10 protein-coding genes are annotated in these 15,642 nt (G+C 66.1%); all 10 read left to right on the forward strand.

Annotation, left to right across the window (positions count from 1 at the left end; genetic code table 11):
* The first annotated feature begins 32 nt into the window (after positions 1-32).
* The 10 genes from ACFIMZ_RS08640 (at position 33) to ACFIMZ_RS08685 (ending at position 14,729) form a co-directional block, all read left to right on the forward strand.
* Positions 33-983 carry a sugar ABC transporter substrate-binding protein gene (locus ACFIMZ_RS08640; protein ID WP_431822250.1) on the forward strand — a complete coding sequence of 317 codons (951 nt, stop codon included), beginning with the start codon at positions 33-35 and terminating at the stop codon, positions 981-983.
* 148 nt (positions 984-1,131) lie between these two features.
* On the forward strand, positions 1,132-2,736 hold the full coding sequence (locus ACFIMZ_RS08645) for a sugar ABC transporter ATP-binding protein (protein ID WP_431822251.1): 1,605 nt from the start codon (positions 1,132-1,134) through the stop codon (positions 2,734-2,736).
* Positions 2,733-3,752, forward strand: coding sequence for an ABC transporter permease (locus ACFIMZ_RS08650; RefSeq protein ID WP_431822252.1), 1,020 nt, complete (start codon positions 2,733-2,735; stop codon positions 3,750-3,752). Before ACFIMZ_RS08645 ends, ACFIMZ_RS08650 begins: the two co-directional genes overlap by 4 nt.
* A 50-nt stretch (positions 3,753-3,802) precedes the next feature.
* Positions 3,803-4,834, forward strand: coding sequence for a LacI family DNA-binding transcriptional regulator (locus ACFIMZ_RS08655; RefSeq protein ID WP_431822253.1), 1,032 nt, complete (start codon positions 3,803-3,805; stop codon positions 4,832-4,834).
* On the forward strand, positions 4,831-5,772 hold the full coding sequence (rbsK, locus tag ACFIMZ_RS08660; RefSeq protein ID WP_431822254.1) for a ribokinase: 942 nt from the start codon (positions 4,831-4,833) through the stop codon (positions 5,770-5,772). The genes ACFIMZ_RS08655 and rbsK overlap by 4 nt, the downstream gene beginning before the upstream one ends.
* Positions 5,773-5,965: 193 nt before the next feature.
* A complete protein-coding gene (locus tag ACFIMZ_RS08665) occupies positions 5,966-7,702 on the forward strand; it encodes a methyl-accepting chemotaxis protein (RefSeq protein ID WP_431822255.1) in 1,737 nt (578 codons plus the stop codon).
* Between the two features lie 490 nt (positions 7,703-8,192).
* Complete coding sequence (locus tag ACFIMZ_RS08670; protein ID WP_431822256.1) at positions 8,193-10,115, forward strand: PrkA family serine protein kinase; 1,923 nt, start codon at positions 8,193-8,195, stop codon at positions 10,113-10,115.
* 125 nt (positions 10,116-10,240) lie between these two features.
* Positions 10,241-11,509, forward strand: a complete 1,269-nt coding sequence (locus ACFIMZ_RS08675) for a YeaH/YhbH family protein (RefSeq protein WP_431822257.1) — start codon at positions 10,241-10,243, stop codon at positions 11,507-11,509.
* Positions 11,506-13,185, forward strand: a complete 1,680-nt coding sequence (locus tag ACFIMZ_RS08680; RefSeq protein WP_431822258.1) for a SpoVR family protein — start codon at positions 11,506-11,508, stop codon at positions 13,183-13,185. The genes ACFIMZ_RS08675 and ACFIMZ_RS08680 overlap by 4 nt, the downstream gene beginning before the upstream one ends.
* A 239-nt stretch (positions 13,186-13,424) precedes the next feature.
* Complete coding sequence (locus ACFIMZ_RS08685; RefSeq protein ID WP_431822259.1) at positions 13,425-14,729, forward strand: MFS family transporter; 1,305 nt, start codon at positions 13,425-13,427, stop codon at positions 14,727-14,729.
* Positions 14,730-15,642: the final 913 nt, after the last annotated feature.

Consider the following 15,642-nt stretch of genomic DNA (forward strand, 5'->3'; position numbering starts at 1 on the left):
GGCCCCGCGGGGCCTAACGCCAGGAGATGTGTATGAATGTCCGCTTTCGCCGTCGCTTCCTGACCGCCGCTGTTGCCGCGGTCGCGCTCGCAGCCGCGCCGTTCGCCCATGCGGAGACGGCCGGCAAGCCGAAAGTCGCGCTCGTGATGAAGTCGCTCGCCAACGAGTTCTTCCTGACGATGGAAAACGGCGCAAAGGAATACCAGAAGCACAACGCGGCCCAGTTCGATCTCGTCACCAACGGCATCAAGGATGAAACCGACACCGCGAGCCAGATCCGCATCGTCGAGCAGATGATCGTGTCGAAGGTCGACGCAATCGTGCTCGCGCCGGCCGATTCGAAAGCGCTGGTGCCGGTCGTGAAGAAGGCGGTCGACGCCGGCATCATCGTCGTCAACATCGACAACCGGCTCGATCCGGACGTGCTGAAGGCCAAGCACCTGAACGTGCCGTTCGTCGGCCCCGACAACCGCAAGGGCGCGCGCAAGATCGGCGACCTCCTCGCGAAGAAGCTGAAGGCGGGCGACCAGGTCGGGATCGTCGAGGGCGTGTCGACGACGACCAACGCGCAGCAGCGCACGGCCGGCTTCCAGGACGCGATGAAGGCGGGCGGGATGAAGGTCGTGTCGGTGCAGTCGGGCGAGTGGGAGATCGACAAGGGCAACGCGGTCGCGTCCGCGATGCTCAACGAGTACCCGAACCTGAAGGCGCTCCTGTGCGGCAACGACAACATGGCGATCGGCGCGGTGTCTGCCGTGCGCGCGGCCGGCAAGCAGGGCAAGGTCAACGTGGTCGGCTACGACAACATCAACGCGATCAAGCCGATGCTGAAGGACGGCCGCGTGCTCGCGACCGCCGACCAGTATGCCGCGAAGCAGGCGGTGTTCGGCATCGACACGGCGCTCAAGGCGATCGCCGAGCATCGCAAGCAGGCCGACATGTCCGGCGTGGTCGAGACGCCGGTGGATCTCGTGACGAAGTGACCCCCGCCCCCCGGATCATGGCCGCCGCCCTCAAGAATCCTGAGCGACGGCCGTTATCCGGTGTGAGCGCGATCACGGCCACTGCATGCCACTTGTGAGCGTCAATCCCGCGCGCCGTCCGCTGCGCGCGGCCGCAACCAGGATCGCGATGGAACCGACCTTCCAACCCTCCCGTTCTGCCATCCCCGTGCTGGCCGTCTCCGGCATTGGCAAGACCTATGTCGAGCCGGTGCTCGCGGACGTCTCGCTGACGCTTGCGTCCGGCGAGGCGCTGGCGCTCACGGGCGAGAACGGCGCCGGCAAGAGCACGCTGTCGAAGATCGTCGGCGGACTCGTCGCGCCGACGGCCGGCACGCTGCAGCTCGAAGGGCGCGCATATGCGCCCGCGAGCCGCAAGGAGGCCGAAGCACTTGGCGTGCGGATGGTGATGCAGGAGCTGAACCTGCTGCCGACGCTGTCGGTCGCCGAAAACCTGTTCCTGAACCGGCTGCCGCGCCGCTTCGGCATCATCGACCGCCAGCGGCTGCGCGACGACGCGCGCGCCGCGATGGCGCAGGTCGGGCTCGACGACGTCGATCCGGACACGCCCGTCGGCGCGCTCGGGATCGGCCACCAGCAGATGGTCGAGATCGCGCGCAACCTGATCGGCGACTGCCGCGTGCTGATCCTCGACGAGCCGACCGCGATGCTGACCGCGCGCGAGGTCGAGCTGCTGTTCGAGCAGATCGACCGGCTCAAGGCGCGCGGCGTCGCGATCGTCTACATCTCGCACCGGCTCGAGGAGCTCGCGCGGGTTGCCGAGCGGATCGCGGTGCTGCGCGACGGACGGCTCGTGCATCACGGCGACATGGCCGCGACGACGACCGATCGCCTCGTCACGCTGATGGTCGGGCGCGAGGTCGGCGAGCACATCGACCTCGGCGCGCGCAACTTCGGCGCGCCGCGGCTCGTCGTGTCGGGCATGACGCGCATGCCGGCCGTGCAGGACGTGTCGCTTGAAGTGCGCGCCGGCGAGATCTTCGGCATCTCGGGGCTGATCGGCGCGGGGCGCACGGAGCTGCTGCGGCTGATCTACGGCGCCGACACGCCGGACTCGGGCACGATCGCGGTCGGCCAGCCGCCCAAGCCGGCCGGGATCCGCTCGCCGGTCGACGCGGTGCGGCACGGCATCGCGCTGATCACCGAGGACCGCAAGGGCGAGGGCCTGCTGCTGTCGCAATCGGTCACGGCGAACGTGTCGCTCGGCCAGCTCGACCGGCTCGCGCGCGCGGGCGTCGTCGACGCGACGCGCGAGACCGCGCTCGCCGAGCGCCAGATCGACGCGCTGCGCATTCGCACGCACGGCGCGTCGCAGCCGGTCGGCGAACTGTCGGGCGGCAACCAGCAGAAGGTCGTGATCGGCCGCTGGCTCGCGCGCGACATGGGCGTGCTGCTGTTCGACGAGCCGACGCGCGGCATCGACGTCGGCGCCAAATTCGAGATCTACACGCTGATGGGCGCGCTCGCGCGAGAAGGGCGCGCGCTCGTCGTCGTGTCGAGCGACCTGCGCGAGCTGATGCTCATCTGCGACCGGATCGGCGTGATGTCGGCCGGCCGCATGACCGCCGTGTTCGAGCGCGGCAACTGGACCCAGGATGCGCTGCTGGCCGCGGCGTTCGCCGGCTTCGGCCGCGACGAGGCCGCGCGCCATCCGGTAGCCGGAGCGGCGCAGGGCGCCGCGTCCGGCGCTTCGACGACAGGACCATCGCAATGACCCAGCCCCCCATGACCCCGACCGACGCCAACCCGCAGCAGCCCGTCACGGGGCGCCGCGCGCGCATGCTGTCCGGCACGCGGCTCGGCATCTCGAACTACCTCGGGCTCGCCGGCGCGCTCGCCGCGATGATCGCGCTGTTCTCGACGCTGAGCTCGCATTTCCTGACCTACGACACGTTCAGCACGATCGCGAACCAGATTCCCGATCTCGTCGTGATGTCGGTCGGCATGACCTTCGTGCTGATCATCGCCGGGATCGACCTGTCGGTCGGCTCGGTGCTCGCGCTCGCCGCGTCGATGGTCAGCGTCGCCGCGCTCAAGTGGCAGTGGGGGCCGCTGCCCGCCGCGCTGATCGGCATCGCGGCCGCGACCGCGACGGGCACGCTGACGGGCGCGGTCACGGTCGGCTGGCGGATTCCGTCGTTCATCGTGTCGCTCGGCGTGCTCGAGGCCGCGCGCGGGCTCGCGTACCAGCTGACGAATTCGCGCACCGCTTACATCGGCGACGCGTTCGACTTCCTGTCGAACCCGCTCGCGCTCGGCATCTCGCCGGCGTTCCTGATTGCTGTCGCGGTGATGATCGTCGCGCAGTTCGTGCTGACGCGCACCGTGTTCGGCCGCTATCTCGTCGGCATCGGCACGAACGAGGAGGCGGTCCGACTTGCCGGGGTAAACCCTCGGCCGTATAAAATCCTCGTATTCGCGCTGATGGGCGCGCTTGCCGGGCTCGCGTCGCTGTTCCAGATCTCGCGGCTCGAAGCGGCGGACCCGAACGCGGGCAGCGGGCTCGAGCTGCAAGTGATCGCGGCCGTCGTGATCGGCGGCACGAGCCTGATGGGCGGACGCGGCTCGGTGATCAGCACGTTCTTCGGCGTATTGATCATCTCCGTGCTGGCCGCCGGGCTCGCGCAGATCGGCGCGAACGAGCCGACGAAGCGGATCATCACCGGGGCGGTGATCGTGGTGGCTGTCGTGCTCGACACTTACCGCAGCCGGCGCGCGCGCGCCCGGTAGGAACCGCGCACGGCAAGAACAACAGAGAACGGACCAGAGAGAAACGGGAAATGGCGACGATCAAGGATGTAGCGGCCATGGCGGGCGTATCGTTTACGACCGTGTCGCACGTGGTGAACAATTCGCGGCCGGTGTCCGCGGACGTGCGCGCGAAAGTCGAAGGGGCGATTCGCGAGCTGAATTACGTGCCGTCTGCGGTCGCGCGCTCGCTGAAGGCGCGCGCGACGGCGACCATCGGGCTCGTCGTGCCGAACAGCACGAATCCGTATTTTGCCGAGCTCGCGCGCGGCATCGAGGATCAGTGCGCAGCCAATGGCTACTGCGTATTCTTCTGCAATTCGGACGACGATCCGATCAAGCAGCGCAACTACCTGCGCGTGCTGCAGGAAAAGCGCATCGACGGGCTGATCGTCGCATCGGCCGGAGAGGATGCGGTGCTCGCGCAGTCGCTCGCCGACGCGCATGCGCCGCTCGTGGTCGTCGACCGCAACATCGAGGGGCTCGCCGCCGATCTCGTGCAGATCGACCACGAACGCGGCGCGTATCTGGCGACCCGCCACCTGCTGGAGCTGGGGCACGCGAAGATCGGCTGCATCACCGGGCCGACGGACACGGCCGTCAGCGCGATGCGTGTGCACGGCTTCATCCGCGCGATGGCCGAGCGCAGCATCGACATCGTGCCGGGCGCGATCGCGGAAAGCGACTTCTCGTGCCTCGGCGGCTATCACGCGGCGTCGCGGCTGTTCGAATCGGTGCGGCCGAGCGCGATCTTCGCCGGCAACGACCTGATGGGCGTCGGCGCGCTGCGCGCGGCGGCCGAGCGCGGGCTGCGCGTGCCGGACGACTGCTCGATCATCGGCTTCGACGACATCGAATTCTCCCGCTACACGTATCCGGCCTTGTCGACGGTCGGCCAGTCGGTGCGCGCGCTCGGTGAGATGGCCGCGCAAACGCTGATCGAGCGGATCGGCGGCGGGGCGAGCGCCGCGCCGAGCCGGCGGCGCGTCGTGTCGCCGCGCCTCGTGCTGCGCGAATCGACCGCCGTCTACCGCGAACCGGCGCCGGCCGGCAACCGCGCATGACGGCGCGCGTCACATCCGGCGCGCCGCAGGCGGGGCGCGTGACGGTCATCGGCAGCCTCAACATGGATCTCGTCGTGCGCGCGCCGCGGCTGCCGCTGCCCGGCGAAACGCTCGCCGGCCACGCGTTCGCGCAGGCCGCGGGCGGCAAGGGCGGCAACCAGGCGGTCGCCGCCGCGCGGCTCGGCGCGCAGGTCGCGATGATCGGCTGCGTCGGCGCGGATGCGCACGGCGCCGCGCTGCGCGCCGGTCTCGAAGCTGAGGGGATCGACTGCGCGGGGCTCGCGACGAGCACGACGGCGTCGACCGGGGTCGCGCTGATCGTCGTCGACGACGCGAGCCAGAACGCGATCGTGATCGTCGCCGGCGGCAACGGCGAGGTGACGCTGGAGACGATCGCGCGCCACGACGGGGCGATCGCCGCGGCCGACGTGCTGATCTGCCAGCTCGAGACGCCGGTGGACGCGGTATTCGCGGCGCTGTCCGCCGGGCGCAGGCTCGGCCGCACGGTCGTGCTCAACCCGGCGCCCGCGGTCGCGCCGCTGCCGGCCGGCTGGCTGCCGCTCGTCGATTACGTGATTCCGAACGAGGTCGAGGCGGCCGCGCTGACGGGCCTGCCGATCCGCGACCCGGCCGACGCCGAGGCCGCCGCGCGCGCGCTGCAGGCGGGCGGCGCGCGCAACGTGCTGGTCACGCTCGGCGCGCGCGGCGTGCTGGCGCTGACGGCGGACGGCGCGGCGCGCCACTACCCGGCGCCCGCAGTGCAGGCGGTCGACACGACCGCCGCCGGCGACACCTTCATCGGCGGCTTCGCCGCGCGGCTCGCGGCCGGCGCGGACGTCGACGCCGCGATCCGCTTCGCGCAACGCGCGGCGGCGATCTCCGTGACGCGCGCAGGCGCGCAGCCATCGATCCCGACACTCGCCGAACTTACCGATTGACTACCCGGATTCATGGTGTCGGGCTGTTTTCGGGTAATTATTTCCTGATTTGGAATTAATCAACAAATTGTTCTGAAAGTTACGGTAAACACCATCAAGTCGTGCGAATTGTTGTCGTAATTGCATGGAGAGAAGCAAGCGCTTCTGGGTGACGGGCACGGCCCGTCAATGACGACGCAAGACAGGAAGAAAGATGGTGTTCAAAGACCTGACGATCCGCGCGCGTATCGGTTTCACGATCGCGTTTCTGGCCGGGCTGCTGTGCCTGATCGGTGGGCTGGGGTTGTTCGGCATGGCGCGCGCGAACGACTCGAACCGCGACATTTTCACGAACCAGATGCCGAGCGCGGTCAACGTGGGGATCGCCGAGATTTACGCGGCGCGCGAGCGCCTCGCGCTCGATCGCGCCGCGTTCGGCGCCGGCACGCCCGAGGCGGCGGCGGCGACCGAGCGCAGCCGCGCGATGCGCGCGCAGTCCGACGCGTGGTGGCAGAAGTACCTCGCGCTGCCGCGCGGCCCCGAGGAGGACAAGCTCGCGCAAGACGTCGCCGCGAAGCGCCAGGCGCTGCAGCGCGAGTGCGACAGCTTCGCCGCCGTCATCGCGGCGAACGATCACGACCGGATCGCCGGCGGCGCCAAGCAGCTTCAGGTGCGCTACAACGAACTCTCGGTAGCGGGCGAGGCGCTGCGCAATTACCAGTTCACCGACGCGCAGGGCGCATTCGACCGGGCGGAGTCGACCTACGAGACGCTGCGGGTCGTGTCGCTCGTCGCGCTCATCGCCGGGCTCATCGCCGCGCTGGTGTCGTACGTGACGCTGAGCCGCGCGATCGGCCAGCCGCTCGCCGATGCACTCGCGCATTTCGACGCGATCTCCGCGGGCGACCTGCGCCGCCGCATCGTCGTGAAGCGCCGCGACGAAATGGGCCAGCTGCTGGAGGGCCTCGGGAAGATGCAGCACGGGCTCGTCGAGACCGTCAGCACGGTGCGGGGCGGCAGCGAATCGATCGCGACGGCGGCCAAGCAGATCGCGGCCGGCAACATCGACCTGTCGTCGCGCACCGAGGAACAGGCATCGGCGCTGCAGGAAACCGCGTCGAGCATGGAGCAGCTGACCGGCACCGTGAAGCAGAACGCGGACAATGCGCGCCAGGCGAGCGCGCTTGCCGCGAATGCGTCGGAAATCGCGAACAAGGGCAACGTCGTCGTCGGACAGGTCGTCGGCACGATGGGCGAGATCAACCAGAGTTCTGCAAAGATCGCGGACATCATCGCGATCATCGAAGGGATCGCGTTCCAGACCAACATTCTCGCGCTGAATGCCGCCGTCGAGGCCGCACGGGCCGGCGAGGAAGGCCGCGGCTTCGCGGTGGTCGCGGGCGAGGTGCGCAGCCTCGCGCAGCGCTCGTCGGGGGCCGCCAAGGAGATCAAGACGCTGATCGACGCATCGGTCGATCGTATCCGCTCCGGCTCGATGCTCGTCGACGAAGCCGGGCGCACGATGACGGAAGTGATCGGCGCGGTGCAGCGCGTGACCGACATCATGGGCGAGATCGCGGCCGCGTCGGAGGAGCAGAGCGGCGGCATCGACCAGGTCGCGCGCGCGGTCGCGCAGATGGACGAAGTGACGCAGCAGAACGCGGCGCTCGTCGAGGAAGCGGCGGCCGCCGCGCAGTCGCTCGACGAACAGGCCGCGCGGCTGCGCGAGACGGTCTCGGTATTCCAGCTCGACAATGGCGCAGCACAGCGTCGCGCAACCGAGCCGGCCGCCGCGCGTCGCGTGACGCCTGCGCCCGCAGTGCGCGACAGCCACGACGCGCCCGCGCCGCGCGCGGCCGCCGGTTCGCCGGTTCGCCGGGCCGCTCCCGCGCCGTCGCCTGCCGCAGCGGCGCCGGTCGCTGCCGGCAACGACGACTGGGAGACCTTCTGATATCCGGGAATGCTGCATGCATCGCGCATCTATCCCCATTTGCGTGACCCCCGAACGCCCGCCTCGCGCGGGCGTTTTTGCATCCGCGTCCGGCGCGGCATGCTCGTGCGCAACCGTCATACGGGTATCTCCGTAAGGGTCGTGCGAAAAAATAATTTGTAACTGCGCGTCGAGCGTGTCGTCCGGAACGCATGCTCGAACGTATAGGGATGAAGGGGAGGCGGTATGGATTTCGCGATGCCCGGCACGTCCAACGCACAAGACGTTCCGGTGCTCGACGAGACGCGACGGATGCTGTTTCGTCAGCTCGGGAGATCGATTGTAGAGCGGCGAAAAAAGTTCGTCCAAGCCGTGTGACGTCGATGACGAAGTTCCTGCAAGGAGTTCGTGAAAAAAAATAGGATTGGGGTTAGGATGAATTCGAACGCGCTTGCTTCTGCGCAGTCACACGAAGGCAAGCACGTCTTCAGACTAAGGCGAGGGAGGTAGCATGGATATTTACAGCAGCTTCGCGAACCGCTTCGAAAAAACGCGAGAGGAAGAGTTCTCGCTGGAAGAGTATCTCGCGCTCTGCAAAAACGATCCATCCGCGTATGCTACGGCCGGCGAACGCATGCTGGCTGCAATCGGGGAACCTGAGCACATCGATACCCGCAACGAACCGCGCCTGTCGCGGATCTTTGCGAACAAGGTCATCAAGGTCTATCCCGCGTTCCGCGAGTTCTACGGAATGGAGGAAGTGATCGAGCAGGTGGTCGCGTATTTCCGCCACGCTGCGCAAGGGCTCGAAGAGAAGAAGCAGATCCTCTATCTGCTCGGCCCGGTGGGCGGCGGCAAGTCGTCGATCGCCGAGCGTCTCAAGCAGCTGATGGAGCGCGTGCCGTTCTATTCGCTGAAGGGTTCGCCCGTCAACGAATCGCCGCTCGGGCTGTTCGACTACGACGAGGACGGGCCGATTCTCGAGGAACAGTACGGCATTCCACGCCGCTACCTGAAGAGCATCCTGAGCCCATGGGCGGTCAAGCGCCTGCACGAATACAACGGCGACATCCGCCAGTTCCGCGTCGTGCGCCGCTATCCGTCGATCCTGCGGCAGATCGCGATCTCGAAGACCGAGCCGGGTGACGAGAACAACCAGGACATCTCGTCGCTCGTCGGCAAGGTCGACATCCGCAAGCTCGAGCAGTACGCGCAGGACGACGCAGACGCGTACAGCTACTCCGGCGGCCTGTGCCTCGCGAACCAGGGCCTGCTCGAATTCGTCGAAATGTTCAAGGCGCCGATCAAGGTGCTGCACCCGCTGCTGACCGCGACGCAGGAAGGCAACTTCAAGGGCACCGAGGGCTTCGGCGCGATCCCGTTCGATGGGGTCATCCTCGCGCACTCGAACGAGTCGGAGTGGAAGGCGTTCAAGAACAACCGCAACAACGAGGCGCTGCTCGACCGGATCTTCGTCGTGAAGGTGCCGTACTGCCTGCGCGTGTCGGAAGAGATCAAGATCTACGAGAAGCTGATCCGCAACTCGTCGCTCGCCGAGGCCGTGTGCGCGCCGGGCACGCTGAAGATGATGTCGCAGTTCTCGGTGCTGTCGCGCCTGCACGAGCCGGAAAACTCGAGCCTGTTCTCAAAGATGCAGGTGTACGACGGCGAGAACCTGAAGGACACCGACCCGAAGGCGAAGTCGTACCAGGAGTACCGCGACTACGCGGGCGTCGACGAGGGCATGACCGGCGTGTCGACGCGCTTCTCGTTCAAGATCCTGTCGCGCGTGTTCAACTTCGATTCGAGCGAAGTGGCGGCGAACCCGGTGCACCTGATGTACGTGCTCGAGCAGCAGATCGAGCGCGAGCAGTTCCCGCCGGAAACCGAGCAGAAGTACCTGTCGTTCGTGAAGGACGTGCTCGCGTCGCGCTACGCGGAATTCATCGGCAAGGAGATCCAGACGGCCTACCTCGAATCGTATTCGGAGTACGGGCAGAACATCTTCGATCGCTACGTCACGTATGCGGACTTCTGGATCCAGGATCAGGAATTCCGCGATCACGACACCGGCGAGAGCTTCGACCGCGCCGCGCTGAACGCGGAGCTGGAGAAGATCGAGAAGCCGGCGGGCATCAGCAATCCGAAGGATTTCCGCAACGAGATCGTGAACTTCGTGTTGCGCGCGCGGGCCGCGAACGCCGGCAAGAACCCGGTGTGGACGAGCTACGAGAAGTTGCGCGTCGTGATCGAGAAGAAGATGTTCTCGAATACGGAAGAGCTGTTGCCGGTCATTTCGTTCAACGCGAAGGGATCGGCGGAGGAACAGCGCAAGCATGAGGACTTTGTGAACCGGATGGTCGCGAAGGGCTATACGCCGAAGCAGGTGCGGCTGCTTTGCGACTGGTACCTGCGTGTGCGCAAGTCGTCATGACTTGCGGTGCGCAGCGCCCGTGCGGCCTGGCCGCACGGGCACCTTCAGAGACGCCGCCCGCATGACGGGAGACGGCATGTGCGGCGAGCGTCCCGGCATATCGACATTCGAGCGGGAGACCGGGCGTGCTTCATCAAATCATCGACCGCAGGCTAGCCGGCAAGAACAAGAGCATTGCCAACCGCGAACGCTTTCTGCGTCGCGTCAAGAACTACATTCGTCGCGCCGTGTCGGACGCGGTGCGCGATCGTAGCATCAAGGACATCCAGAGCACGCAGAGCATCACGATTCCGCGCAAGGACATCGCGGAACCGACGTTCCGCCACGGCCCGGGCGGGCGCCGCGAGTACGTGCATCCGGGCAACGAGGACTACGTGCGCGGCGACAAGATCCCGCGTCCGCAAGGCGGCGCGGGCGGCGGCGGCAGCCAGGCCAGCAACGAGGGCGAGGGGCAGGACGACTTCGTGTTCGAGCTGTCGCGCGACGAGTTCATGCAGTACTTCTTCGACGATCTCGAACTGCCGCGCCTCGTGAAGACGCACCTGCTGACGGTGCCGAGCTGGAAGAACGTGCGCGCGGGCTGGGCGGCGGAAGGCACGCCGAACAACATCGACATCGTGCGTTCGCTCAGAAGCGCGCTCGGCCGCCGCATCGCGCTCGGTTCGCCGCTCGTCAACGAGCTGCACGAGCTCGAGGCGCAGCTCGAAGCGCTGAAGAACGATTCCGAGGATCGCCGCACGGAGATCGCGACGCTGGAAGACCAGATCCACCATCTGAAGGGCCGCATCTGGCGCATCCCGTTCATCGACCCGTTCGACCTGCGCTACATCAATCGCGTGAAGCAGCCACAGCCGTCGAGCCAGGCCGTGATGTTCTGCCTGATGGACGTGTCCGGCTCGATGGACGAACAGCGCAAGGATCTCGCGAAGCGTTTCTTCATCCTGCTGTACCTGTTCCTCAAGCGCAACTACGAGCGCATCGAGGTGGTGTTCATCCGCCACCACACGCGCGCGGAGGAAGTCGACGAGGATACGTTCTTCCATTCGACCGAAAGCGGCGGCACGGTCGTGTCGAGCGCGCTCGAACTGATGCGCAAGGTGATGAACGAGCGCTACTCGCCGACCGAATGGAACATCTACGGCGCGCAGGCGTCCGACGGCGACAACTGGACCGACGATTCACCGAAGTGTCGCAAAATCCTGGAAGAGGATATCCTCACGAAGACGCGTTACTTCGCGTACATCCAGGTCGCGCCCGAAGAGCAGAATCTGTGGCTGGAGTATGCGCAGCTGATGCAGTCGCAACCGCATCTCGCGATGAAAAAAGTGGAATCGGCTGCCGATATTTACCCGGTGTTTCGCGAATTGTTCGAAAAACAGGTGGAAATGTCATGACGAGCCGCCACCTGCACAGCGAATCGCGCGGCTACCAGCCGCGCCGATCCGGCGACGACACCGCAGGCCATGCCGCGACGCAGCAACGCGGCCACGCCGAACCGTCGACGCCGCCCGCCGACATGCCCGGTGCCGGGCAGAAGGAAGCGCGTATGAACGTTGCCGAACGCAAGCCGCTGCCGTGCCCGTCCGACTGGACCTTCGAACTGCTCGAGGAATACGACACGCACATCGCGCAGGTCGCCGAGCAGTATGAGCTCGACATCTACCCGATCCAGCTCGAGCTGATCAGCGCCGAGCAGATGATGGACGCGTACGCGTCGGTCGGGATGCCGGTCAACTACCGGCACTGGTCGTTCGGCAAGCACTTCCTGTCCACCGAGAAGAGCTACCGCCGCGGGCAGATGGGCCTCGCGTACGAGATCGTCATCAACTCGAATCCGTGCATCGCGTACCTGATGGAAGAGAACACGATGACGATGCAGGCGCTCGTCATCGCGCACGCGGCGTACGGTCACAACTCGTTCTTCAAGGGCAACTACCTGTTCCGGTTGTGGACCGATGCGCACGCGATCATCGACTACCTCGTCTACGCGAAGAACTACGTCGCGGAATGCGAGGAGCGCTACGGCCTCGACCGCGTCGAGGAACTGCTCGATTCGTGCCACGCGCTGATGAACTACGGCGTCGACCGCTACAAGCGGCCGCAGAAGCCGTCGCTGTCGAAGGAGGCGGCGCTGCGCCGCGAGCGCGAGGCGTACCTGCAGTCGCAGATCAACGAACTGTGGCGCACGCTGCCGGGCAAGAAGCCCGAGCTGGCCGAGGAGCTGGAAGAGCGCTACCCGCCGGAGCCGCAGGAGAACCTGCTGTATTTCGCCGAGAAGAACGCGCCGCTGCTCGAGCCGTGGGAGCGGGAAGTGATCCGCATCGTGCGCAAGATCGGCCAGTACTTCTATCCGCAGCGGCAGACGCAGGTGATGAACGAAGGCTGGGCGACGTTCTGGCATTACACGCTGCTCAACACGCTGTACAACCAGGGCAAGCTGGAAGACGGCTTCATGATGGAGTTCCTGCATTCGCACAGCAACGTGATCTACCAGCCGCCCGTCACGAAGCCGTACTACAGCGGGATCAACCCGTATGCGCTCGGCTTCTCGATGATGAGCGACATCCGGCGGATCTGCGAAGCGCCGACGGACGAGGACTACAAGTGGTTCCCCGAGCTCGCGGGTAGCCCGTGGCTGCCGGCCATGCACTACGCGATGCGCAACTTCAAGGACGAGAGCTTCATCGCGCAGTACCTGTCGCCGCACCTGATCCGCGAGATGCGCCTGTTCTCGGTGCTCGATGACGACATGCGCGACTCGCTCGAGGTGTCGGCGATCCACGACGACTCCGGCTACCAGTACGTGCGGCAGTCGCTGTCGCGGCAATACGACATCCACCATCGCGAGCCGAACATCCAGGTGTGGTCGGTCAACACGCGCGGCGACCGCAGCCTCACGCTGCGCCACTTCATGACCGACAACCGGCACCTGTCGAACGACAGCGACGAGGTGCTCAAGCACATGGCGCGGCTGTGGCAGTTCGACGTGTACCTGGAAAGCGTCGACGAGGCGGGCACCGTGCGCAAGCGTTACGAGTGCCGCTACACGCCCCCCGAAGTGCGCCTGTGAGCGCGCCCGCGCGGCCCGCTGCCTTGCATCCGACGCCAGCCTGCGGGCTGGCGTTTTCATCTGATGACAGGACGGCCGGAGAAAAATTTTCTACATCCGGACGAACCCGGACAGTCCCTTACATTACATTTCGTTAAAATTCAGTAGCGCATCGCGCCGGAACCGGTGCCATGCGTGTCCACACGCGGCGGTCCTGCGGCCGCCACGCCCAAAAGCACTACAAAGGAACAGACCAATCCATGGACGTCCAGACCGACCAAGCCGTGCCGTCCGCGCACGACACCCGGCGGCGTGTGTTCGCCATTGTCGGCGCCTCGTCGGGCAACCTCGTCGAGTGGTTCGACTTCTACATCTACTCGTTCTGCGCGCTGTACTTCGCGCCGGCGTTCTTCCCGAGCGGCAACACGACGACGCAGCTGCTGAACACCGCGGGCGTGTTCGCGGCCGGCTTCCTGATGCGTCCGATCGGCGGCTGGCTGTTCGGCCGCATCGCCGACCGGCACGGCCGCCGCGCCGCGATGATGATCTCGGTGCTGATGATGTGCGGCGGCTCGCTCGTGATCGCGGTGCTGCCGACCTACGCGCAGATCGGCGCATTCGCGCCGCTGCTGCTGCTGGTCGCGCGCCTGTTCCAGGGGCTGTCGGTGGGCGGCGAGTACGGCACGAGCGCGACCTACATGAGTGAAGTCGCGCTAAAGGGCCGGCGCGGCTTCTTCGCGTCGTTCCAGTACGTGACGCTGATCGGCGGCCAGCTGTGCGCGCTGCTCGTGCTCGTGGTCCTGCAGCAGACGCTGTCGACCGCCGAGCTGAAGGTATGGGGCTGGCGCATCCCGTTCGTGGTCGGCGCGGCCGCCGCGCTGATCTCGCTGTACCTGCGCAAGTCGCTCGACGAGACGTCGACGAGCGAGTCGCGCAAGAAGAAGGACGCCGGCACGATCCGCGGCGTGTGGCAGCACAAGGGCGCGTTCCTGACGGTGGTCGGCTTCACCGCGGGCGGCTCGCTGATCTTCTACACGTTCACGACGTACATGCAGAAGTACCTCGTCAACACGGCCGGCATGCACGCGAAGACCGCCAGCAACGTGATGACGGTCGCGCTGCTCGTCTACATGCTGCTGCAGCCGGTGTTCGGCGCGCTGTCGGACCGGATCGGCCGCCGCATGTCGATGATCCTGTTCGGCGCGTGCTCGGTGATCGGCACGGTGCCGCTGATGCACGCGCTGAAGGACGTGCAGAGCCCGGTCGCGGCGTTCGTGCTGATCACGGTTGCGCTTGCGATCGTCAGCTTCTACACGTCGATCAGCGGCCTCATCAAGGCCGAGATGTTCCCGCCGGAAGTGCGCGCGATGGGCGTCGGCCTGTCGTACGCGGTCGCGAACGCGCTGTTCGGCGGCACGGCCGAATACGTCGCGCTGTGGTTCAAGTCGATCGGCAGCGAGGAGACGTTCTACTGGTACGTGACGGTGCTGTGCGCGATCTCGCTGATCGTGTCGTACCGGATGCGCGATCCGAGCAAGGAAGGGTACCTGCGTCACGAGCCGTGATCCGGCGCGTCGCGCTTCAATGAAACAGGAACGGCGTTCCGCGCACTGCGGGACGCCGTTTTTCGTTCGGGGGGGGGCGGCGCAATTGCGCGAAGCGGCGCAAGCTCATCGCGCGGCGCGCGATAACGATATCGAAATAGCTTCGTTGCCGGTGGCGGGCGATCCCCTTAATCTGAACCCGTAGTTCGTGTGACACCTCCTTGACTGGGATTCGCGCCCGCTGCGTGCAGCGGGCGCTTTTTTTTTTGCGCCCGCGGGCGACGGACGAACGGCAAGGGAGGGCATTGCCCTATCCAGACGGTGCGTCATGCGCCTTTGCAGCCGCGCGTCGCCGATCCGCCCACGACTGTCTGCGCGACGTGCGCGAACGATGCCTGTCGCCGCGCCGCGCGTGCGGCAACCGGCGAGCCGACATTTCCCCGAGACCCGATCTCGTACTCGCGTCGCGCATCCGCCGACGCCTGGTGGCTGTAATCGCTCGGATTCCCGATCGAAATCCCACGCAAGACGTTCGTCTCGGCCATTCGATACAGGTGTTCGGGATGAGCGGGAAAATTTGCGGTGATGGGCGACGTGAAATTTCGTGATCTGCCAACGCGTGCAAAATCGCAAAGACCATGAGCAAAGGCGCATTGCATTTTGATTCGCTCACGTCATTTCCTGTCGACGTCTGAACTATCGATGCGCGAATTTGGGACTTTTCCTAATTTATGGCGCTGGATTTGGTTTTGGTTTTGAAGCGATAACCGAATGCGTTGGCTAATGGGTGCATTGACTTGCTCGGCGGATTATGCTCAATCGCTCCGTCTGGCCGGACGCCGGCCACGTGTGCCAGAGGCCTGGTTCGAAGTCGTATTGCCGGTAAAGCCATTCCAATGGCAGGCGCACGAATAAACGGCAAATCCGATCTTCC

It is taken from the genome of Burkholderia sp. F1 (assembly GCF_050813845.1).
Taxonomy (GTDB): domain Bacteria; phylum Pseudomonadota; class Gammaproteobacteria; order Burkholderiales; family Burkholderiaceae; genus Burkholderia; species Burkholderia ubonensis.

What these genes read in the sequence shown, in the direction of transcription:
- ACFIMZ_RS08640 (WP_431822250.1), top strand. Translation starts at nt 33, where the DNA reads ATGAATGTCCGCTTTCGCCGTCGCTTCCTGACCGCCGCTGTTGCCGCG.
- ACFIMZ_RS08645 (WP_431822251.1), top strand. Translation starts at nt 1,132, where the DNA reads ATGGAACCGACCTTCCAACCCTCCCGTTCTGCCATCCCCGTGCTGGCC.
- ACFIMZ_RS08650 (WP_431822252.1), top strand. Translation starts at nt 2,733, where the DNA reads ATGACCCAGCCCCCCATGACCCCGACCGACGCCAACCCGCAGCAGCCC.
- ACFIMZ_RS08655 (WP_431822253.1), top strand. Translation starts at nt 3,803, where the DNA reads ATGGCGACGATCAAGGATGTAGCGGCCATGGCGGGCGTATCGTTTACG.
- rbsK (WP_431822254.1), top strand. Translation starts at nt 4,831, where the DNA reads ATGACGGCGCGCGTCACATCCGGCGCGCCGCAGGCGGGGCGCGTGACG.
- ACFIMZ_RS08665 (WP_431822255.1), top strand. Translation starts at nt 5,966, where the DNA reads ATGGTGTTCAAAGACCTGACGATCCGCGCGCGTATCGGTTTCACGATC.
- ACFIMZ_RS08670 (WP_431822256.1), top strand. Translation starts at nt 8,193, where the DNA reads ATGGATATTTACAGCAGCTTCGCGAACCGCTTCGAAAAAACGCGAGAG.
- ACFIMZ_RS08680 (WP_431822258.1), top strand. Translation starts at nt 11,506, where the DNA reads ATGACGAGCCGCCACCTGCACAGCGAATCGCGCGGCTACCAGCCGCGC.
- ACFIMZ_RS08685 (WP_431822259.1), top strand. Translation starts at nt 13,425, where the DNA reads ATGGACGTCCAGACCGACCAAGCCGTGCCGTCCGCGCACGACACCCGG.